The sequence below is a fragment of the Brachybacterium sacelli genome (genome assembly GCF_017876545.1).
GTDB classification, from domain to species: Bacteria; Actinomycetota; Actinomycetes; order Actinomycetales; family Dermabacteraceae; genus Brachybacterium; species Brachybacterium sacelli.
In genome coordinates this window covers 674,102-693,753 of the sequence record NZ_JAGIOD010000002.1, presented here as the reverse complement: position 1 = coordinate 693,753, position 19,652 = coordinate 674,102, and the positions used below count along the sequence as shown (strand labels likewise).

The 19,652-nt window shown below is 71.7% G+C and carries 16 protein-coding genes; 6 read left to right on the top strand and 10 right to left on the bottom strand.

Annotated elements, in window-relative coordinates; genetic code table 11:
- Positions 1-63: 63 nt before the first annotated feature.
- Positions 64-729 carry a deoxyribose-phosphate aldolase gene (deoC, locus tag JOF43_RS17325; RefSeq protein WP_209904293.1) on the bottom strand — a complete coding sequence of 222 codons (666 nt, stop codon included), beginning with the start codon at positions 727-729 and terminating at the stop codon, positions 64-66.
- 186 nt (positions 730-915) lie between these two features.
- On the opposite strand from deoC, the gene JOF43_RS17320 reads away from it, so the two are divergent.
- Positions 916-2,460: an HNH endonuclease signature motif containing protein gene (locus JOF43_RS17320; RefSeq protein WP_209904291.1), complete on the top strand. Its 1,545-nt coding sequence runs from the start codon at positions 916-918 to the stop codon at positions 2,458-2,460.
- Positions 2,461-2,527: 67 nt separating this feature from the next.
- Positions 2,528-3,589, top strand: coding sequence for an NUDIX domain-containing protein (locus tag JOF43_RS17315; protein ID WP_342592224.1), 1,062 nt, complete (start codon positions 2,528-2,530; stop codon positions 3,587-3,589).
- 99 nt (positions 3,590-3,688) lie between these two features.
- On the opposite strand, the gene JOF43_RS17310 is transcribed toward JOF43_RS17315, so the two are convergent.
- The 8 genes from JOF43_RS17310 to JOF43_RS17275 form a co-directional block, all read right to left on the bottom strand.
- Positions 3,689-5,017, bottom strand: coding sequence for a thymidine phosphorylase (locus tag JOF43_RS17310; protein WP_209904289.1), 1,329 nt, complete (start codon positions 5,015-5,017; stop codon positions 3,689-3,691).
- A 98-nt stretch (positions 5,018-5,115) separates the two neighbouring features.
- Positions 5,116-5,574 carry a cytidine deaminase gene (locus JOF43_RS17305; RefSeq protein ID WP_209904287.1) on the bottom strand — a complete coding sequence of 153 codons (459 nt, stop codon included), beginning with the start codon at positions 5,572-5,574 and terminating at the stop codon, positions 5,116-5,118.
- A 13-nt stretch (positions 5,575-5,587) separates the two neighbouring features.
- Complete coding sequence (locus JOF43_RS17300) at positions 5,588-6,925, bottom strand: ABC transporter permease (protein ID WP_209904285.1); 1,338 nt, start codon at positions 6,923-6,925, stop codon at positions 5,588-5,590.
- A complete protein-coding gene (locus JOF43_RS17295) occupies positions 6,922-8,484 on the bottom strand; it encodes an ABC transporter permease (protein WP_245354597.1) in 1,563 nt (520 codons plus the stop codon). The genes JOF43_RS17300 and JOF43_RS17295 overlap by 4 nt, the downstream gene beginning before the upstream one ends.
- Positions 8,481-10,052 (bottom strand): ABC transporter ATP-binding protein, encoded by a 1,572-nt coding sequence (locus JOF43_RS17290; protein ID WP_209904284.1) that lies wholly within the window; start codon positions 10,050-10,052, stop codon positions 8,481-8,483. Before JOF43_RS17290 ends, JOF43_RS17295 begins: the two co-directional genes overlap by 4 nt.
- Positions 10,053-10,161: 109 nt before the next feature.
- Positions 10,162-11,271 carry a BMP family lipoprotein gene (locus tag JOF43_RS17285; protein ID WP_209904282.1) on the bottom strand — a complete coding sequence of 370 codons (1,110 nt, stop codon included), beginning with the start codon at positions 11,269-11,271 and terminating at the stop codon, positions 10,162-10,164.
- Between the two features lie 191 nt (positions 11,272-11,462).
- Positions 11,463-12,704: a M20 family metallopeptidase gene (locus tag JOF43_RS17280; protein ID WP_342592223.1), complete on the bottom strand. Its 1,242-nt coding sequence runs from the start codon at positions 12,702-12,704 to the stop codon at positions 11,463-11,465.
- An 84-nt stretch (positions 12,705-12,788) separates the two neighbouring features.
- On the bottom strand, positions 12,789-14,030 hold the full coding sequence (locus JOF43_RS17275; protein WP_209904280.1) for a mannose-1-phosphate guanylyltransferase: 1,242 nt from the start codon (positions 14,028-14,030) through the stop codon (positions 12,789-12,791).
- 276 nt (positions 14,031-14,306) lie between these two features.
- On the opposite strand from JOF43_RS17275, the gene sdhC reads away from it, so the two are divergent.
- From sdhC to JOF43_RS17255, 4 genes are all read left to right on the top strand, one after another.
- Positions 14,307-14,684 carry a succinate dehydrogenase, cytochrome b556 subunit gene (gene sdhC, locus JOF43_RS17270; RefSeq protein ID WP_209904278.1) on the top strand — a complete coding sequence of 126 codons (378 nt, stop codon included), beginning with the start codon at positions 14,307-14,309 and terminating at the stop codon, positions 14,682-14,684.
- 2 nt (positions 14,685-14,686) lie between these two features.
- Positions 14,687-15,145 carry a succinate dehydrogenase, hydrophobic membrane anchor protein gene (gene sdhD, locus JOF43_RS17265; RefSeq protein WP_209904276.1) on the top strand — a complete coding sequence of 153 codons (459 nt, stop codon included), beginning with the start codon at positions 14,687-14,689 and terminating at the stop codon, positions 15,143-15,145.
- 80 nt (positions 15,146-15,225) lie between these two features.
- Positions 15,226-17,001: a succinate dehydrogenase flavoprotein subunit gene (sdhA, locus tag JOF43_RS17260; protein WP_209904274.1), complete on the top strand. Its 1,776-nt coding sequence runs from the start codon at positions 15,226-15,228 to the stop codon at positions 16,999-17,001.
- Positions 17,001-17,771 (top strand): succinate dehydrogenase iron-sulfur subunit, encoded by a 771-nt coding sequence (locus JOF43_RS17255; protein WP_209904273.1) that lies wholly within the window; start codon positions 17,001-17,003, stop codon positions 17,769-17,771. Before sdhA ends, JOF43_RS17255 begins: the two co-directional genes overlap by 1 nt.
- Before the next feature lie 96 nt (positions 17,772-17,867).
- Here JOF43_RS17255 and JOF43_RS17250 read toward each other — a convergent pair whose 3' ends face one another.
- Entirely contained in the window at positions 17,868-19,538 is a 1,671-nt protein-coding gene (locus JOF43_RS17250; RefSeq protein WP_209904271.1) for a thiamine pyrophosphate-binding protein, read from the bottom strand.
- Between the last annotated feature and the right edge of the window lie 114 nt (positions 19,539-19,652).

Here is a 19,652-nt window from a genome sequence, read left to right as displayed (position 1 = left end):
TGCGCGAGGTGCTCGGCCAGGCCCGAACAGCGCGGCGCCCGGCTCAGGCCTCCGTGCTCCCGGTCAGTACCCGGTGCCGGTGCCGCCCTCGAGGATCGCCCGCGAGGAGGACAGCCCCAGGCGACTCGCGCCGGCGGCGACCATCGCCTCGGCCGCCTCGCGGGTGCGGATCCCGCCGGAGGCCTTGACCCCGAGCCGGTCGCCGACGGTGCGTCGCATGAGCTGCACGGCGTGCTCGGTGGCACCACCGTCGGGATGGAAACCGGTGGACGTCTTCACGAAGTCGGCCCCGGCGCGTTCGGCGGCCTCGCAGACGGCGACGATCTGCTCGTCGGTCAGGGCTGCGGACTCGATGATCACCTTCAGGACGACCGGCGACGGTGCGGTCTCCCGCACCGCACGGATCTCGTCCTCGACGGCGGCGTACTCGCCGGCCCGGGCGAGCCCGACATTGAGGACCATATCGACCTCGTCGGCCCCCTTGGCCACGGAATCGGCGGCCTCGGCGGCCTTGATCGCCGGGGCGTGCTGGCCGGAGGGGAAGCCGCAGACCGTCGCCACCTTGACCGAGGTCCGGACCGGGAGCATCGAGGGGGAGATGCACACCGAGTAGGTGCCCAGCTCCTCGGCCTCGCGCAGCTGTGCGGTGACGTCGTCCCGGGTGGCCTCGGGCTTGAGGAGGGTGTGATCGATGAGGGCGGCGAACTGAGCGCGGTCGGAAGTCGTCATGGGGCGATCCTGGCAGAGTGCCCCGACACTCCGCATCCGCCGCGGCGACGATCGGGTCACGAAGCTCAGAGGGTCCTTCCTCCACAAGGGGTGCTCGTCCCCATCCCGTGACTCGGTCCTTCCCGGCTCTCGAGTCGGCTGCTGTGCTCGTGGGCACGTCATCGCCCTGCAGATGGAGCCGCCGTCATGTCCCGCGTCCCGCCGTCCTCCGCCCACGACCACGACCACGACCCCGCCGCCGATATGCCCTCCCCCGCTGGTCCCGGGCGTCTCGCGCGGGCCGACGCCGAGAGCCTCGGGGAACGGATCCAGCGGCAGGCGGCGCACCTCGCCGAGGCAACCTGCGAGCTGCTGCTGATGCTCGCCGACTTCGATGCCCGCGAAGGGGTGGGCTGGTTCGTCGGGCTCAAGTCCACGGCACACTGGCTGGCCTGGTCCTGCTCGATGTCGCCGGGCACTGCACGCGAGCACGTGAGGGTGGCGCGCGCCCTGCCGTCGATGCCGCGCACGGTCGCGGAGTTCCGCGCCGGTCGGCTCTCCTACTCGAAGGTGCGGGAGATGACCCGGGTCGCCGACCGCGTCGAGGAGGAGCAGCTGGTCGAGCTGGCGCGCTGCACGACGGCCTCCCAGCTGGCTCGCGCAGTCTCCTCGTTCCGGGCGATCGACGGCAGCCGCCTGGGCCAGGACGCCGTGCGCGAGGCCCGCTGGCGCACCCGGGAGGACGGAATGGTCGAGATCCGTGCCGTGCTCCCCGCGGAAGCCGGCGCCGAGATGATCACCGCCCTCGAGACCGCGCTGCAACGGGACGGGACCGCCGTTCCCTCGGTCGAGCGAACTGACGAGCCCTCGGTCGAGCTCGCGGACGAGCACGCGGGGCATCCCGCAAGCGAGGACACTCTCGCCGAAGCCGAAGCCGACGTCGCTGCCGCCGAGGACGCCCGCGCGACCACTGCCCCCACCCTCGCCCAGCGCCGCGCCGATGCCGTCCACGAAGTCGCCCGGGGGTTCCTCGCCGCTGCGCCCGGGGATCGCTCCGGAGAGGACCGCCACCTGGTCGTGGTGCAGGTCGACGCCTCGGCCCTGGTCCACGACGGTCCCGCGGCGAACCCCGAACATCTCACCGATGCAGACGCCGGGCGCGTTCCCTCGGGAACGCCCCAGCGATGCGGCGTCGTCGGCGGCGGATCGCTCGAGACCCGTACCGCGGAACGCCTCGCCTGCACGGGCCGCGTCGCGATCGTCCTCACCGACGCGGGCGGCGAGATTCTCCATCTCGGTCGTGCCCGCCGGCTCGCCTCCCGTGCCCAGCGTCGCGCGCTGAGGCTGCGCGACGGCACCTGCTGCTTCCCCGGCTGCCACCAGAGCAGGAATCTGGATGCCCATCACGTGACGCCCTGGTCGCAGGGCGGGCTCACGGACATCGAGGGCCTTGCCCTGGTGTGTCGGCGTCACCACGTGATCGTGCACGAGGGCGGACTCCGTCTCGTGCCCCTCCGGCGACCCCGGGCTCGCGGCGGACCAAGGTTCCGGGTCGTGGACGAGAGCGGGACCCCGGTCCAGGCCCGGTGGCCCGCGATGTTCGAGCACGTGCGAACCCGTCCCGCTCCCTCATCGCCGTCCGAGCCCGCCGGTGACGGGGCCCGGATCGCCGCCACCACGGGCGGCGCAGGCTTCCGTCTGGCGGACTGCGTCGAGCTGCTCTGCCGTAGCGTCGTCGGCCTCGCCGCATGACACGAGGGGCCGGGCCACCCCCTACTGAGCGGCGTGACGTGCCCGGGACCGCTTAGACTCGACGCTCGTGACTGCCCCCGGATCCCGCCCCCGCCCACCGCGGCGCATCGTTCTGCTCGCCGGTCCCTCGGGCAGCGGCAAGGGCCTCATGTCCCAGCGCTCGGGCCTTCCCGTGCTGGGTCTGGACGAGTTCTACCGCGACCACGACGATCCGGGACTGCCGCGACGCTTCGGCATCGTGGACTGGGACGACCCGGCCTCCTGGAACGTCGGGGCCGCGCTCGAGGCGCTCACGGCGATCGCCCACGACGGTGCCGCCGACGTTCCCGAGTACTCGATCTCCGCCTCCCGCCGTACGGGCACCACCCGCTTGGAGGCCGGCGACGCCCCCGTCATCATCGCCGAGGGCATCTTCGCCGCCGAGCTGATCGCCCCGCTGGCCGCGGCCGGTCTGCTGGCCGACGCGATCGTGCTGCACCGCCCCACCCCGGTGGTGTTCACCCTGCGCCTGGCGCGGGACCTGCGCGAACACCGCAAGCCGCCGCTGACACTGCTGCGCCGCGGCTGGGGGCTCGCCCGGGACCAGCGCGGGGACGTCGCAGCCTGGATCCGCGCGGGGATGCGCCCGGAAGGTCTGCGATCCGGGGTCCGCCGACTGCGCTCCCTGGCCGCTCTCACCGAGGCGGAGACCACCCATCGACCGTGTGCGCAGGAGCCCGACGTCCTGCGGATCACGGCCGTCAGCTTCCTGCGACACGGCCCCCACGGCGAGGAGGTGCTCGCGGTGCGCAAGCGCGGGACGGGCTCCTACATGCAGGTGGGCGGCAAGCTCGAACCCGGGGAGACGGCCCTCGAGGCCGCCGTGCGCGAGGTCGCCGAGGAGATCGGCGTACACCTCGACCCCCGGGATCTCGAGCCGCTGGGTGAGTTCGAGGCCGTCGCCGCCAACGAGCCGGACACGTTGGTGCGCTCGACGGTGTTCTCCTGCCGCACGGAGCTGCCCGAACCGCTGGCGGTGCGGGCCGAGCTGGCCGACCACCGCTGGATCCGGGTAGACGAGCCGGGCACCGGCGCGCGCCTGGCCCCGTTGATGGTCGAGCACATCCTCCCGGCGCTGCGCGCGCTCTGACGCCGGCGGCCGAGGGACGTTCCCGCGGGAACACCCCTCGGCCGCCGGCCCTTCCTGCCCAGCCGCCTGTCCTGCCGCCTGCCGTGCGGCGGCGCGCACTCAGGCCAGGCGGTCCAGCACGATCCTGCGCTCCGGAACCGCGGTCCCTGGCGCGGCGAGGCTCCAGGATCCGTCGATCGCCTCGAGGGCTCTGGCCACCCGCTCCGGGGTGTCGGTGTGCAGGCGCGCCAGGACGTCCCCGGCGCGCACCTCGTCCCCGATGTGCGCCGTGATCTCCACGCCGGCGGCGGCCTGCACGGCCTCGCCGGGCCGGGAGCGTCCGGCCCCGAGCCGCCACGCGGCCACTCCCACGCCCATGGCGTCCAGGCCGGTCACCACGCCGCTCTCCTGCGCCCGGAACTCCTCGACGTGCTCGGCGGTCGGCAGCGGGGCATCGACCTCGCCGCCCTGGGCGGCGATCATCGCGCGCCAGGAGTCCATCGCACGGCCATCGGCGAGCGCGGCCTCCACGTCGGGCTCGCGCACCCCGGCCGCCTCGAGCATCTCGCGGGCCAGGGCGCAGGTGAGCTCGACGACGTCGGCCGGGCCGCCACCGGCCAGCACCTCGAGCGACTCGCGCACCTCGAGCGCATTGCCGGCCGTGCGCCCCAGCGGCGCCGACATGTCGGTCAGCAGCGCGACGGTGCGCACGCCGGCGTCGGTGCCGAGCTCGACCATGGTGCGGGCGAGCTCGCGGGCGTCGGCCTCCTCGGTCATGAACGCTCCCGCGCCCGTCTTGACATCCAGGGTCAGCGCTGCGGTGCCCTCGGCGATCTTCTTGGACATGATCGAGCTGGCGATCAGCGGGATCGCCTCGACGGTGCCGGTGACGTCACGCAGGGCGTAGAGCTTCTTGTCCGCCGGGGCGAGTCCGGAGCCGGCGGCGCAGATCACGGCGCCGACCTCGTCGAGCTGCCGCATCATCTCCTCGTTGGTGAGCGCGGCGCGCCAGCCGGGAATCGCCTCGAGCTTGTCGAGGGTCCCGCCGGTGTGGCCGAGCCCGCGTCCGGAGAGCTGCGGGACCGCGACGCCGTAGCTGGCCACGAGCGGGGCCAGCGGGAGGGTGATCTTGTCGCCCACACCGCCGGTGGAGTGCTTGTCGGTGGTGGGCTTGGACAAGGCCTGGAAGTCCATCCGCTCACCGCTGGCGATCATGGCGGCCGTCCATCGGGCGATCTCCGCCCGCTCCATACCGTTGAGGAAGATCGCCATGGCCAGTGCCGACATCTGCTCCTCGACGACCACGCCGCGGGTGTAGGCGTCGATCACCCAGTCGATCTGCTCGACGCTGAGGCGGCCGTGGTCACGCTTGGCACGGATGACGTCGACGGCGTCGAAGGGTTCGACGCCGGGGGTGGGCTCGACGGGGTCGGAGGGTGCTGCGGTCATGGGAGGGCTCCTCAGGGGTCTCGATGGGGTGGCTGCGGTCCTGGTGTCCGCGGCGCGGACGGGGCCGCGAGGGCGTGGTCGGTCGGGGGCGCGGGTGGTCAAGGGCGGAGGTCGGCGGGTCCGAAGGCCTGGGGCAGTACGGCGTCCATGGCCAGGGGTCCTTCGGGGGTGAGGACGACGAGGTCGTCGGCGGCGTGCTCGGAGAGCAGCTGGCGGCAGCGTCCGCAGGGCATGACCACCTCGCGTTCGTCGCGTCCGAGGTGCTCGTCCCCGCCGACGCACACGAAACGGGCCAGTTCTCCCCCGCCGCCGGCGACGAGCTCGCTGATGAGTCCGCATTCCGCGCAGAGGGTGACGCCGTAGCCGGCGTTCTCGACGTTGCAGCCGCGCACCAGGCGGCCGTCGGCGGTGAGCGCTGCCGCGCCCACTCGGAAGCGGGAGTAGGGCGCGTAGGCGCGCTCGGCGACCTCGCGCGCTGCGGCCAGAAGCTGCTCGAAGTCGGGGCCGATGACGGCGGTGTCGTGGCCGGCGGAGGCTGCTGAGTCCGTAGTGCTCATGCTCCCGATGGTCTCATTGCTTGATGTACGGGGTGCCGTTGGCGGCGGGCACCCGCACCCGGCCGACGACGCCGGCCACGGCGAACAGGGCGACGACGTACGGAAGCATCAGCAGGAAGTCACCGGGGATGTCGACGCCGCCCTCGGCGGCGGACATCGTGCCCAGGCGCAGCTGGAGGGAGTCCGCGAAAGCGAAGGTCAGCGCTGCCAGCAGCGCACCGATCGGGTGATAGCGGCCCAGGATCATCGCGGCGAGCGCGATGTATCCCTTGCCAGCGGACATCTCCTCGCCGAAGGCGACGCCGGTGCCGATGGTCAACGTCGCGCCGCCGAGTCCCGCGACCGCGGAGCCCATCATCACGTTGATCCAGCGGGTGCGGTTCACGGCGATGCCGACGGTGTCGGCCGCGCGCGGGTGCTCGCCGACGGCACGCACGCGCAGGCCCCAGCGGGTGCGGAACAGCGCCACCGTCAGCGCGGCGACGATGATCCACATCAGGTACACCAGCACGTTCTGCTCGAACAGGACCTGGCCGACGACGGGGATGTCCGCGAGCACCGGGATGCGCAGCGTGGGCAGGCGCAGCGGCGAGTTGAACATGCCCGGGTTCTGCCGCATCACCGTGCCGAAGAAGAAGGAGGTCACGCCGATGGCGAGGACGTTCAGCACCACACCGACGATGATCTGCTGGACCCGGTAGCCGACGGCGAACATCGCCAGCAGTGCGCCCATCACCAGGGCCATGACGGGAGCGGCGAGCAGTCCGATCCAGGCGTTGCCGACCAGCGAGCCGACCAGCGCCGCGCCGAAGGCGCCGAACAGCAGCTGGCCCTCGATGGCGATGTTGATGACGCCGGCGCGTTCGGAGAGGACCCCGGACAGCGCGCCGAAGGCCAGCGGCACGGCGAGGGTGAGGGTTCCCTGCAGCAGAGTCGCGACGCCGAGGGTCCGTTCGGAGATCACCCAGGTCAGGAAGGCGAGGATCCAGGTGAGGGCGAACACGGCCAGGAGTGCGTTGCGCACGGCGGGTCGCGGCCGGGCGATGCGGGCCTGCAGCACCCACAGCGCGGCCGAGATCGCCAGCGCGAGGATCGACAGCACGATCGCGGCACCCATCGAGGGGACCGTGATGCTCTGCGGGACGATGCCCCCGGGGTTGATGTCCCGCGAGCGGGCGAGGGCGTAGACGGACTCCGCCCCGGGGATCCCGCGCAGGCCGAAGAGCACGAGCGCCACGGCACCGAGCACCGAGGTGGTCGCGGGCAGGTGCCACCAGCTGTCGGGGCGGACGTCGGCGCTGTCCGCGCGGCCCCCTGGGGCCTTCTGGACGACGGCGGGCGAGGTGCTCATCGCTCGTCTCCCTTCGCGTCGGTCGGATCGTCGCGGTCGGCGGCGGGCGGTGCGGGGTCGGGCGCCGGGCCGGTGGCCGAGGGTTCAGAAGTCGGGGACACGGCGGCGGGTCCCGGTCGAGGACCGTCATCTGCCGGTGGTTCCTCGTCACCCGACGGGCTCTCGGCGGCGCCGGGCACCGCAGCCGGGGCGAGCGCCGCGGCCGAGGCGGACGCCCTACGCGCTCCTCGCAGTCGCGCGCCGGCGCCGGGGTGGTCGATACGACGCAGTCCGATCAGCGTGCGCACGAGCGGGGGCGCGGCGATGAACAGCACCACGAGCACCTGGATGACCTGGACGAGATCCAGCGGGACGCCCTGATTGGTCTCCATGAAGCGGCCACCGGTGGACAGACCGGCGAAGAGCAGGCCCGCCAGCACGATCCCGACCGGCCCGGAGCGGCCCAGCAGTGCCACCGTGATGGCGTCGAAGCCGATGCTGCCGGCGACTCCCTCGGTCAGTCGCTTCTCCGTGCCCAGCACGTGGACCGCCCCGGCCAGGCCCACCAGGGCGCCGGCGACGGTGAGGACCAGGAAGGAGGTGCGGGCCGGGGAGATCCCGGCGACCCGGGCTGCGCGCGGGTTCGAGCCGACGGCGCGGAACTGGAAGCCGAGGGTGGAGCGGCTCATCAGCCACCACAGCAGCACGGCGGAGCCCGCCGCGAGGAAGAGCCCGGCGTGGAGGCGGAAGCCGGAGCCGAGCAGGTGCGGGAGCACGGCGGTGTCCGAGACCGACGGGGAGGTCGGCTGCGACTGGTTGGCCCCGGTGAAGGCCGCGGTCTTCAGGGCGAAGAACAGCAGATAGGTCGCGATCCAGTTCAGCATGATGGTGCTGATGACCTCGTTGGCGCCGAAGCGCGCCTTGAGGAAGCCGGCGATGCCGCCCCACACGGCGCCGGCGAGCACGCCGCCGACCAGGCACACCAGCAGGTGCACGACGATCGGCAGGTTCCAGGAGAAGCCGATGTACCCGGCGGCCATGGCCCCGACGATGAGCTGGCCGGTGCCGCCGATGTTGAACAGACCGGCACGGAAGCTGACCGCCATGCCGGCGGCCGCGACGATCAGCGGGGTGGCGACGGTCAGGGTCTCGGTGAGCGGGCGCAGCCCCGTCGCCAGTGCCGGCAGGAGCACGTAGGTGCCCGTGCCTCCCGCGGCCCGCAGGTCCTCGGCCACTTGGGAGAAGCCGGGCCCGTCGAACACGGCGCCGCGGAACATGGCCCCGTAGGCCTGGGTCACCGACTGCCAGATCGCCAGGAGCGCATCGGAGGGACGGTCGACGAAGTAGCCGGCGGTGGTGCGGACCTCCTCGTCGGCGATCATGATGAGCACGGAGCCCACCAGGAAGGCGAACACGAAGCTCATCACCACGACCAGGGGATCTCCGCGGGCGATCCGCTGCAGCATCGCGTTCAGACGGGTCTCGGCGTGCTCCTCGGGCGGAGGTGGGGTGTCGGTGCCCTTGGAGCCGACGCCCGGCGCGGAGCCGCTGTTCTCGGGGTCGGCGACGACGGAACTCATACGATCTCCCCTTCGTCGGCGAGCTGCGAGTCGGTGGTGCGCGCGCCCTCCGCGACGGCCTGGCGCGCGGCGTCGACCGCGTAGCCGGCCATCATCAGCCCCAGCACGTCGCGGTCCTCGTCGCCGGGGACGATGCCGAGGATGCTGCCGCCGTACATCACGGCGATGCGGTCGGCGAGCTGGGTGACCTCGTCGAGCTCGGTGGACACGATGATCACCGGGGTTCCCTGATCTCGTTCGTCGAGGATCCGGCGGTGCAGGAACTCGATGGAGCCGACGTCGACGCCGCGGGTGGGCTGGGAGGCGATCAGCAGGGAGAGCTTCCGGTTCAGGGCGCGGGCCATCACGACCTTCTGCTGATTGCCGCCGGAGAGCGAGGAGACAGCGGACACCGCCGACCGCGTGCGCACGTCGAACTCCGCGATGAGCTGCCCGGCGTTCTCGCGGATCGCCGCGAGGTCCATCGCGAGCCCGGCGCCGAAGGGCGGGCGGTCGTGCTGGTCCAGCACGAGGTTCTCCGCGACGGAGAAGTCGGGCACCAGGGCGTCGTGGGTGCGGTCCTCGGGGACGAAGCCGACCCCGGCATCGAGCACCTGCTTGGTGCTGCGGCCGACGAGCTCGCGCCCCTCGAGCCGTGCGGAGCCGTGGACGGTGGTCTCCAGGCCCACCAGCGCCTCGGCGAGCTCGGTCTGGCCGTTGCCCTGCACACCGGCGATGGCGAGCACCTCGCCGTGTCGCACCTCGAAGGAGACCCCGTCGAGGGTGCGCGCCCCGGTCTCGTCGGTCACCCGCAGGTTCTCGACCTGCAGGGCGATCTCCCCGGGGGCGGCCTCGGCCTTGTCCTGGGCGAGGGAGACCTGCCGGCCGACCATGAGGGAGGCCAGCTCGGCCTGGTCGGTGGAGGGGTCCGCCTCGCCCACGACCTGGCCGCGGCGGATCACGGTGATGCGGTCGGAGACGGCTTTGACCTCGCGGAGCTTGTGGGTGATGAACACGATCGAGGTGCCCTCGTCGCGCAGCTGGCGCATGATCGTCATCAGCTCGTCGGTCTCCTGCGGCGTGAGCACCGCGGTGGGCTCGTCGAGCACCAGCACCTCGGCGCTGCGGCTGAGGGCCTTGATGATCTCCACCCGCTGCTGCGCCCCCACCGGGAGGTCCTCGACCAGCGCGTCGGGATCGAGGTCGAAGCCGAAGCGGGCCGAGATCTCCCGCACCAGCGTGCGCGCCGCCGCGAGGTCGAGCAAGCCGCCGCGGGTCGGCTCGTGGCCGAGCACCATGTTCTCGGCGACGGTGAACACGGGCACCAGCATGAAGTGCTGATGGACCATGCCGATGCCGGCGGCCATCGCCTCGCCGGGGTCGGAGAACACCACCGGTGAGCCGTCGATCACGATCTCGCCGCCGTCGGGGCGGTACAGCCCGTACAGGACGTTCATGAGGGTCGACTTCCCCGCCCCGTTCTCCCCCAGCAGGGAGTGGATCTCCCCGGGTTCGACGACGAGGTCGATGGCGTCGTTGGCCACGAAGGTCCCGAAGGTCTTCGTGATCCCGCGCAGTTCGAGCTTCACGTCTCTCGCTTCCGTGGTCCGTCGGCGTCGGCCGAGATCGTCGGCCGGCCTGTCAGACGAGGCGGCCCCGCCCGGGTGGGGGCCGGGACCGCCTCGGGGTCTCAGCGGATCAGGAGCCCTCGGGGGACGCCGAGGACTCGACGACCACCTCGCCGGCGACGATGTCCTCCTTGAGCGTGTCGAGCTCGGTGACCAGCTCGGCGGGGACGTCGTTCTCGAAGTCGTGGAACGGGGCCAGGCCCACGCCACCGTTCTCGAGGGTGCCGACGTACGGGGTCGCGTCGAACTCGTCCTCGGAGGCCCCGGTGATGACGTCCTCGACCGCGGTGGTCATCTCCTTCATGACGGAGGTGAGGATGACCGACTGGGCCGCCTCGTCGCTGGAGTTGGTCTCGTAGCCGTCGGCGTCGACCCAGATCACCGTGCGGTCCTCGCCCTCTTTGGCGGAGGCGAGGGTGCCGGCGCCCACGGGGCCGGCGACCGGCATGATGATGTCCGCGCCGGCGGTGTAGAACTCGTCGGAGACCGCCTTGCCCTTGGACTGGTCCTCGAAAGTGCCCACGATGGAGCCCTCCTGGGTCTCCTTGTTCCAACCGAGCACCTGCACGTCGGCGTCCTTGGTCTCGTTGTAGTAGGCGACGCCGTCGACGTAGCCGTCCATGAAGATGGTGACGGTCGGGATGTTGACGCCGCCGTAGGTGGCCACCTTGCCGGTCTCGGTCATGCCCGCGGCGAGGTAGCCGGCCAGGAAGGCGGCCTCGGCCGTGTTGAACTCGATCGGCTTGACGTTCTCGACCTCGATCGGGTTGCCGTCGGTGTCCTGCGCGGTGGAGTCGACGATCGCGAAGTCGGTGTCCTCGTTGGCCCGGGCGGCGGCGCCGGTGGCCGGGGCCAGCAGGAACCCGACCGTGATGACGAGGTCGCAGCCCTCGGTGACCATGTTGTTGATGTTCGGGGCGAAGTCCGAGGAGCTGGTCGACTCGGCCTCGGCCGTCTCGATGCCGAGGTTCTCCTCGGCGGCCAGCAGACCGTTGTGGCTGGACTCGTTGAAGGACTTGTCGTCCCAGCCGCCGGCGTCGGAGACCATGCAGGCCTTGTAGTCGCTGCCGCCGTCACTGGCTCCGCGGCCCCCGGCGCTCTCCTCGGGGGCGGTGCCGCAGGCGGCGAGGGTGAGGACGCCGGCCCCGGCCAGGGCGAGCGCGCGCGTCATGCTCTTCATCGGGTTCCTCCGCAGCAGTGTCGGGACCGATCGGGCCCCGCGTCGTCTCGGGCGACAGCTCTGTCGTGTTCCGGAAGGAACATAGCCCCGCGGTGACGCCGTACGAGCCCGTCCTACGCACTGTGTATGAACCGTTATGAAATCGACGCGGATACGAGACCGGCGGGTCGCCGCGGCGATCGGGGCCGGTCTCAGGTGGCGACGAGGTCCCGCTGGACGCAGGCGCTCGCGAGGACCGACGCCCCGATGCCGATGGCCCGCTCGTCGATCATCAGATCCCCCATGTGGAGGTCGTAGGTGCGGCCGCCCGGGGTGCGGGTGCCGAGCCGCGCCAGGGCGCCGGGCACCTTCTCGAGGTACCAGGCGAAGTCCTCCCCGCCCAGGGACTGAGCGGTCGGATCGAGGTACTCGCGGCCCAGCACGCTGGTCACCGCGGCGGTGAGCACGTCCACGCTGGAGGCGGCGTTGGAGACCGGGGGCACGCCGCGGTCGTGGGTCACCCGCGCCTCGACGTCCCACGGGCGCACCAGGTCCGCCAGCACGGTCTCCAGCAGCTCTTCGGCGCGGTCCCAGGCGTCGTGGTCCAGGCAGCGCAGCGTCCCCTCGAGGGTGCCGCTGCTGGGGATCGCGTTGAAGGCCGAGCCGGCGTGGATGCTGCCCCAGGTGAGGTTCACCCCGGAGCGCGGGTCCATGCGTCGGGTCAGCGCCGCAGGCAGCTGGGTCACGATGGAGCCCAGCGCGTACACCAGGTCCTGGGTGAGGTGGGGCCGGGAGGTGTGCCCGCCGTTGCCGCGCACCTGGATCCGCACCGGGTCGGTGGCCGAGGTGATCGGGCCGACCTTCAGCCCGACGTGGCCGACGTCGACACCGGGGTCGCAGTGCAGGGCGAGGATCGAGTCCACCCCGTCCAGCACCCCCTGGCCGATCAGCTCGAGGGCGCCGCAGGGGTGCATCTCCTCGGAGGGCTGGAACACGAGTCGCACCCCGCGCTGCAGCGCGCCGGCCCCGGCCACCCGGACCAGCGCGGTGGCGGCGCCGAGCACCGCGCTCATGTGGACGTCGTGGCCGCAGGCGTGGGAGACGCCCTCGACGGTGGAGCGGAAGGCGACGGTGGACAGCTCGGGGATCCCCAGCGCGTCCATGTCGGCGCGCAGCGCGATCGGGGCGAGCGTCGGATCGGATCCGGGGATGTCGCAGATCGCGCCGGTGTGCGCGAGCCGTCGTGGGGCGAGGCCGAGGTCCTCGAGCTGGGCGAGGACGAAGTCCGTCGTGGAGTGCTCCTGATGCGAGAGCTCGGGATGGCGGTGGAGATGACGGCGCACCTCGCGCATCCGGTCCGTCGTCTCCGTGATCGTGCGTGCGATCAGGCCGTCGGGCCCCAGCATCGACCGCTGCTGCGCGCTCCCCAACAGCACCTGTTGCGTCTGCTCCACCTGTCCGCTCCCCTCGACCGTCTCCTCGCGGTCCCGTCGGATCCGCCGCGCGAGCGTCACACGCGGCAGGTCGGGACACCGGCGTCAGCGCAGGTGACCGAGCCCCTGCTCGTCGAGTCCGGCGACGAGGCGGGAGAGCTCCTGGGCCCGCTCGTCGGCGAGGACCAGCAGGACGTCCTCGGTATCGACGATGCTGAGGCCCTCCACCCCGACCAGGGCGATGTGGCGATCGGTCGCACCGTACACCGTCGCCGTGGAGGAGAGAGCGCCGACGTCCGCCGCGCCCAGCACCTGGACATCGCCGCGGCCGTCGCCCGCAGCGGGGCCGCCGCCCGCACCGGTCCCGGCAGCAGGTGCCTCCCGCAGCTGGCGGGCGAGCGCGGCGAAGTCGCCGACGTCGTCCCAGGCGAAGTCGGCGGGCACCAGCGCGACCTTTCCGGCTGCCGCGAGCGGTTCAGCGAGGGCGTGGTCGATGGCGATGCTGGTCAGGCGGGGCCAGGTCCTCTCCAGCACGTCGTCGTATTCGGCCGTGCCATGGGCGGCGGCGATGTCCCGGACCCCGCGGGCCAGGCCGGGGATCTGGGCGGCGAGCTCGTCGAGCAGCACGCGGGCCCGGACCACGAAGATGCCTGCGTTCCAGGAGAAGGTCCCCGCGGCCAGGAACCGCTCGGCCCGCGCACGGTCGGGCTTCTCGACGAAGCGGGCCACCGGGCGGGCGCCGACGGCCCGCAGCGCGGCCTCGGCGCCGCGTCTGTCGGCGGCGGTCGAACCCGCGAGCGTCTTCGCCGCCCCCTGCTCGATGTAGCCGAATCCGGTCGCCGGGCGCGTGGGCTCGATGCCGAGGGTGACCAGATAGCCGAGCTCGGCGGCACGGCGGGCGGCGGTGACGGCGCCGGCGAAGGCGTCCTGGTCGCCGATCAGGTGGTCGGCGGCGAAGGAGCCGATCACGGCGTCGGGCTCCTCCCGCTCCACGAGTGCGGCGGCCAGGGCGATCGCCGGCATGGAGCTGCGCGGTGAGGGCTCGGCGAGGATCCTCGCTCGAGGATCGGTGGTGGCGGCGGAGGTGGCGGTGCCGGGAGCGGGGACGGCGTCAGCGACCGGGGACTGGACCTGGGCGGTGACCGCCTCGACGTGCTCGACACCGGTGACCACGATCGGGGCCCGGTCGGCGAGGGGGCCGAGGCGGGCCAGGGTCTGCTGGAGCAGGGACGCCCCGGAGCCGGTGAGGTCGAGCAGGAACTTCGGATGCGCACGGCGTGAGAGCGGCCACAGTCGGGCGCCGGCGCCGCCTGCCGGGATCACGGGGACGAAGGGAGCCTGGGGCATATGGCCAGCGTATCCGGGCCTCGCACAGCACCGCGGCAGAGACGTCCGAGCGGGTCGCCGGCGCCGCGAGATGCACAGAACGTGCACGTCATGGTGCTACGCTGGATCCGCCCCTGTCGGGGGCGATGATGATGTCGCCGTGTCGTGAAATGGGTGCCCGCCAGGCGCCTCGAGCGCCGCGAAGGCCGTCCGGGCCCACCCCGCGGCCCGCGCGCCCCACCTCTGCGGCGGCGCATCCCGCTTCCGGCGCCACCCCGTCGCTTCTGGAGGAACTCCGTGGCATCAGCCCAATCCGGGACGCTCTATCGCGGTCGCGAGGGCATGTGGTCCTGGGTCGCCCACCGCATCTCGGGAATGCTCATCTTCCTGTTCCTCCTCGTGCATGTCCTGGACACCGCACTGGTGCGGGTCTCGCCCGAGGCGTACAACGAGGTGATCGGGCACTACAAGACCATCGTGTTCGGCCTCGGTGAGGTCGGCCTGGTCGGCGCGATCCTCTTCCACGCCCTCAACGGCCTGCGCATCATCCTGGTGGACTTCTGGTCCCAGGGCACCGCCCGGCAGCGTGGCCTGTTCTGGGGCGTCGTGGTCCTCTGGGTGGTCCTGATGCTCGGCTTCGTCCCCCGCCACCTCATGCACATGTTCGGAGCGTGATCATGAGCGCACAGTCCGCCCCCTCGATCCCTGACCCCAGCACCCGCTACCGCCGCACCGGCCAGCGGGGCATCAACTCCGAGATGCTGTCGTGGCTCTTCATGCGCATCTCCGGCGTCCTGCTCGTGATCCTCGTCTTCGGCCACCTGTTCGTGAACCTGTGGCTCGGCGAAGGCGTCAAGGGCATCGACTTCGCCTTCGTCGGCGGCAAGTGGGCCTCCCCGTTCTGGCAGGTCTGGGACCTGCTCATGCTCTGGCTCGGTCTGATCCACGGCGGCAACGGCGTCCGCACGATCGTCAACGACTACGCACGCAATCCGAAGCTGCGCCTGACCCTCAAGGGTCTGCTGTACTTCGCGGTGGTCGTCACCATCGTCCTGGGCACGCTCGTGATCTTCACCTTCGATCCGTGCCCCGTCGGCGCCGAGCCGAGCCTGCTGCCCTCCTTCTGCGAGGGCTGAGGTCCCTCGCGAGCACCGGAGCCTCGGCCCCACTCGAAACGTCCTTCCCGGTCGACCCCGAAACGGAGCAGTCACCAGACATGCAGACCCATACCTACGACGTGGTCATCATCGGTGCCGGCGGCGCCGGCATGCGCGCGGCGCTGGAATCCTCCGGCCGCGCCCGCACCGCGGTCGTCACCAAGCTCTACCCCACGCGCTCCCACACGGGCGCGGCCCAGGGCGGGATGTGCGCCGCCCTGGCCAACGTCGAGGACGACAACTGGGAGTGGCACACGTACGACACCGTCAAGGGTGGTGACTACCTGGTCGACCAGGACGCCGCGGAGGTCATGGCCAAGGAGGCCATCGACGCGGTGCTCGACCTGGAGAAGATGGGCCTGCCCTTCAACCGCACGCCCGAGGGGCGCATCGACCAGCGCCGCTTCGGCGGTCACACCCGTGAGCACGGCGAGGCGCCCGTGCGCCGCTCCTGCTACGCGGCCGACCGCACCGGTCACATGATCCTGCAGACCCTCTACCAGAACTGCGTCAAGCAGAACGTGGAGTTCTTCAACGAGTATTACGTGCTCGACGTGCTGATGACCGGCGACCCGCGCTCCGACGAGGGCGTGCGCGCCTCCGGTGTGGTCACCTACGAGCTGGCCACCGGCGAGATCCACGTCTTCCGTGCGAAGTCCGTGGTGTTCGCCTCCGGTGGTTTCGGCAAGATGTTCAAGACCACCTCGAACGCCCACACCCTCACCGGCGACGGCCCCGCGATGGCCTTCCGCCGGGGGATCCCGCTCGAGGACATGGAGTTCTTCCAGTTCCACCCGACGGGCCTGGCGGGCCTGGGCATCCTGCTGTCGGAGGCCGCCCGCGGCGAGGGCGGGATCCTGCGCAACAGCGACATGGAGCGCTTCATGGAGCGCTACGCCCCCACGCTCAAGGATCTCGCGCCGCGAGACGTCGTCGCCCGCGCGATGGCCAACGAGGTGCGCGAGGGGCGCGGCTGCGGCCCGAAGAAGGACTACGTCCTGCTGGACCTCACCCACCTGGAGCCGGCGCACATCGATGCGAAGCTCCCGGACATCACCGAGTTCGCCCGCACCTATCTCGGGGTGGAGCCGTACACCGAGCCGGTGCCGGTGTTCCCCACCGCGCACTACGGCATGGGCGGCATCCCCACCAACATCCGCGGTGAGGTGCTGCGCAACGCGACCGACGTCGTGCCCGGCCTGTACGCCGCCGGCGAGACCGCCTGCGTGTCCGTGCACGGCGGCAACCGCCTGGGCACCAACTCGCTGCTGGACATCAACGTGTTCGGCCGACGCGCGGGCATCGCCGCCGCGGAGCATGCCTCCAGGGTGGAACTGGCCGACCTTCCGGCGGGAGTCGAGTCCCCGACGGTCGAGCTGCTGCAGCGCCTTCGCGATCGTCCCGCCACCGAGGACCGCATCGCCGACATCCGCCGCGAGCTGCAGGAGACCATGGACGCCAATGTCCAGGTGTTCCGCACCGACGAGACCTGCCGTATCGCCCTGGCCGAGATCGAGGCGCTCAAGAAGCGCTACGAGACCGTCGCCATCCAGGACAAGGGCATGCGGTACAACCTCGACCTCATGGAGGCCGTCGAGCTCGGGTTCCTGCTCGATCTCGCCGAGATCGTGACGCTGGGAGCGCTGCACCGCAAGGAGTCCCGCGGCGGCCACTTCCGCGAGGACCACGACAAGCGCGATGACGTCAACTACCTCGAGCACACCATGGCCTACCGCACCCTGGAGGGTGAGGAGGGTTCCGAGGGCACCACGGTCCGTCTGGGCACCAAACCCGTCGTGATCACCCGCTACGAGCCGAAGGAGCGTACGTTCTGATGACTGCCGTCGCCGAGAAGCCCCAGGCCGAGTCCCCGCAGTCCAGCGCGGAGGAGATCCCCTCGTTCCAGGTGACGTTGCGCATCGCGCGCTTCAACCCGGAGGACGACAAGGGCTCCCACTGGGAGGACTTCACCGTCACCATGCACGGCACCGACCGTGTGCTCGACGCCATGCACGAGATCAAGTGGCATCTGGACGGGTCGCTGACCTTCCGCCGCTCCTGCGCCCACGGCGTGTGCGGCTCCGACGCCATGCGGATCAACGGCCGCAACCGTCTGGCCTGCAAGACGCTGCTCAAGGACCTCGACATCGACAAGCCCGTCACCGTCGAGCCCATCAAGGGCCTGCCGGTCGAGAAGGACCTGATCGTCGACATGGAGCCGTTCTTCGACTCCTACAAGGAGGTCATGCCGTTCCTGGTCGCCCAGGGACAGGAGCCGAGCCGGGAGCGTCTGCAGTCCGCCGAGGAGCGCGAGCGCTTCGACGACACCACCAAGTGCATCCTGTGCGCGGCGTGCACCTCGTCCTGCCCGGTGTTCTGGACCGACGGCCAGTACTTCGGCCCGGCCGCGATCGTCAACGCCCACCGCTTCATCTTCGATTCCCGCGACGACGCCGGCGAGCAGCGGCTGGAGATCCTGAACTCCAAGGAGGGGGTGTGGCGCTGCCGCACCACCTTCAACTGCACCGAGGCGTGCCCGCGAGGCATCCAGGTGACCAAGGCGATCGCCGAGGTGAAGCAGGCCGTGATCCGCGGCCGCGTCTGAGCGCCCGCTCCACGTCGCCTCCGCAGTAATGCCGCCGGAGGACCGATGATCGCTCGATCATCGGTCCTCCGGCGGCATTACTCGGCCGGGGCCGGGTCAGGAGTTCACCCGGATGACCTCTTCCTGGTACGGGGCGATGACGGTGCCGGAGATGCGCAGATCGAGCACCAGGTAGCGACGATCCTCAGGAGCTTCGCGCGCCCAGGACGCCACCCTGTCGAGGTCCGCGAGGGAACGCACCACGACCCCCTCGGCCCCGGCCGCCGTCCCGAGAGCGGCGAAGTCCATCTCGGGGATCAGCATGGGGTCTTGCACCAGGCCCTTCCGCCCGTACAGGTTCACCTCGGCGCCGTAGGCGGCGTCGTTCCAGATCACCGCGACACCGCGTCCGGCGGCTGAGCGGACGGCCGACTCGAGGTCTGCCAAAGCCATGACCCCTCCCCCGTCGCCGGTGGTCAGCACGATCGTGGAGGTGGGATTGGCGCGAGCGGCGCCCGGAACGCTGGGCCAGCCCAGGCCGATCGACTGGAACGCGGTCCCGACCATCGCCATCCGGTGAGGGTCGGTGATCGGCCAGTACTTGTTGGCCCACGCGATGAAGTGACCGCCGTCGGAGACGACGACGCGGTCCTCGGGCAGCAGCTCGGCGAGGCGGGCGGCGGCGGCCCGCGGGTCCAGACGGCCGTCCGCGGCGAGCTCGGGGCCGACCGCGTGGGTTCGCAGCCCGGGGGCGTCGATGGTCTCCCGCCACGGGACCGTGGCCCCCTGGTTCACGCTCTGATCCCGGTTCTGCGACAGAGCGCGGGTGATCGCCTCGACGCTCAGCCGGGCGTCGGCCCGCACGAATCCGCCCACCCGGGCGTGGGTCGCCGCGGGCGCGGTGTCCACCTGCCACACGGTGGTGACGGGGTGGAACAGCTCGCCGAAGCGCAGGGTGAACTGGTTGAGATCGGCGCCGACGACCAGCGCCACGTCGGCCTCGCGCACGAGCTCCATGGCTCCGGGTGCGCCGAAGCCGCCGGCGACGCCGAGGTCGTAGCGGTCCTCGGGGAAGATGCCGCGACCCAGCGCCGTGGTGGCTGTGACGGCGCCCGTCGCGGCGGCGAGCTCGCCGAGGGCCCGGCCGGCATCGGCCAGCCAGGCACCGCGTCCGGCCAGGAGCAGCGGGCGCTCGGCGGCGGAGAGATCCGCGGCAAGGTGGGAGATCGCGGCGCGCGTGAAGTCGGCGCTCGGTGCCATCGGCTCGGGTCGCCCGGGGCCGGGGACCTCGGGGACGGGGCCGATGTCCAGCCGGGCGACGTCGTAGGGGATCGCGAGGACCACGGGCACCCGGTACGAGAGGGCGTGCTCGATCGCGGTCACCGTCGCCGCTGCGGCGTCGATCCGTCCCACGGTGTAGGTGCGCACGCCGACCGCGGAGCTCAACGCGATCTGATCGACGTCCCAGGGGCGTGGGCCCGAGGTCGGCTCGTCGCCGACGACCAGGACCAGCGGGACGCGGGCCTGAGCGGCCTCCGCGAGAGCGGTCAGCGTGTTCGTGAAACCGGCGCCGTAGGTGGTCGTCGCAGCGGCCAGGCGTCCCGAGGTGCGGAAATGCGCATCGGCCGCGACCACGGCCCCGGCCTCGTGGCGGATGGCCGTGTAGGAGGCATCTGTCCCGCGCAGCAGGGCATCGAGGAAGTAGGCGTTGCCGTTGCCCATGAGTCCGAACACGTGCTGGACGTGCTGGGCGAGGGTGCGGGCGACATGGGTGGAGACGATGGACATGGGGTCCTTCCGAGACGTATGCGGAACGCGGATGTGCAGTCCGTATATGTCTCGCCCCAGGTCGACCCGCGGCTTCGTGCCCCTTGTGAGAGCACCGGCGAGGGCTCTTCGAGG

What these genes read in the sequence shown, in the direction of transcription:
- sdhA (WP_209904274.1), top strand. Translation starts at nt 15,226, where the DNA reads ATGCAGACCCATACCTACGACGTGGTCATCATCGGTGCCGGCGGCGCC.
- JOF43_RS17320 (WP_209904291.1), top strand. Translation starts at nt 916, where the DNA reads ATGTCCCGCGTCCCGCCGTCCTCCGCCCACGACCACGACCACGACCCC.
- sdhD (WP_209904276.1), top strand. Translation starts at nt 14,687, where the DNA reads ATGAGCGCACAGTCCGCCCCCTCGATCCCTGACCCCAGCACCCGCTAC.
- deoC (WP_209904293.1), bottom strand. Translation starts at nt 729, where the DNA reads ATGACGACTTCCGACCGCGCTCAGTTCGCCGCCCTCATCGATCACACC.
- JOF43_RS17275 (WP_209904280.1), bottom strand. Translation starts at nt 14,030, where the DNA reads ATGCCCCAGGCTCCCTTCGTCCCCGTGATCCCGGCAGGCGGCGCCGGC.
- JOF43_RS17310 (WP_209904289.1), bottom strand. Translation starts at nt 5,017, where the DNA reads ATGACCGCAGCACCCTCCGACCCCGTCGAGCCCACCCCCGGCGTCGAA.
- JOF43_RS17295 (WP_245354597.1), bottom strand. Translation starts at nt 8,484, where the DNA reads ATGAGTTCCGTCGTCGCCGACCCCGAGAACAGCGGCTCCGCGCCGGGC.
- JOF43_RS17285 (WP_209904282.1), bottom strand. Translation starts at nt 11,271, where the DNA reads ATGAAGAGCATGACGCGCGCGCTCGCCCTGGCCGGGGCCGGCGTCCTC.
- JOF43_RS17305 (WP_209904287.1), bottom strand. Translation starts at nt 5,574, where the DNA reads ATGAGCACTACGGACTCAGCAGCCTCCGCCGGCCACGACACCGCCGTC.
- JOF43_RS17250 (WP_209904271.1), bottom strand. Translation starts at nt 19,538, where the DNA reads ATGTCCATCGTCTCCACCCATGTCGCCCGCACCCTCGCCCAGCACGTC.
- JOF43_RS17255 (WP_209904273.1), top strand. Translation starts at nt 17,001, where the DNA reads ATGACTGCCGTCGCCGAGAAGCCCCAGGCCGAGTCCCCGCAGTCCAGC.
- JOF43_RS17300 (WP_209904285.1), bottom strand. Translation starts at nt 6,925, where the DNA reads ATGAGCACCTCGCCCGCCGTCGTCCAGAAGGCCCCAGGGGGCCGCGCG.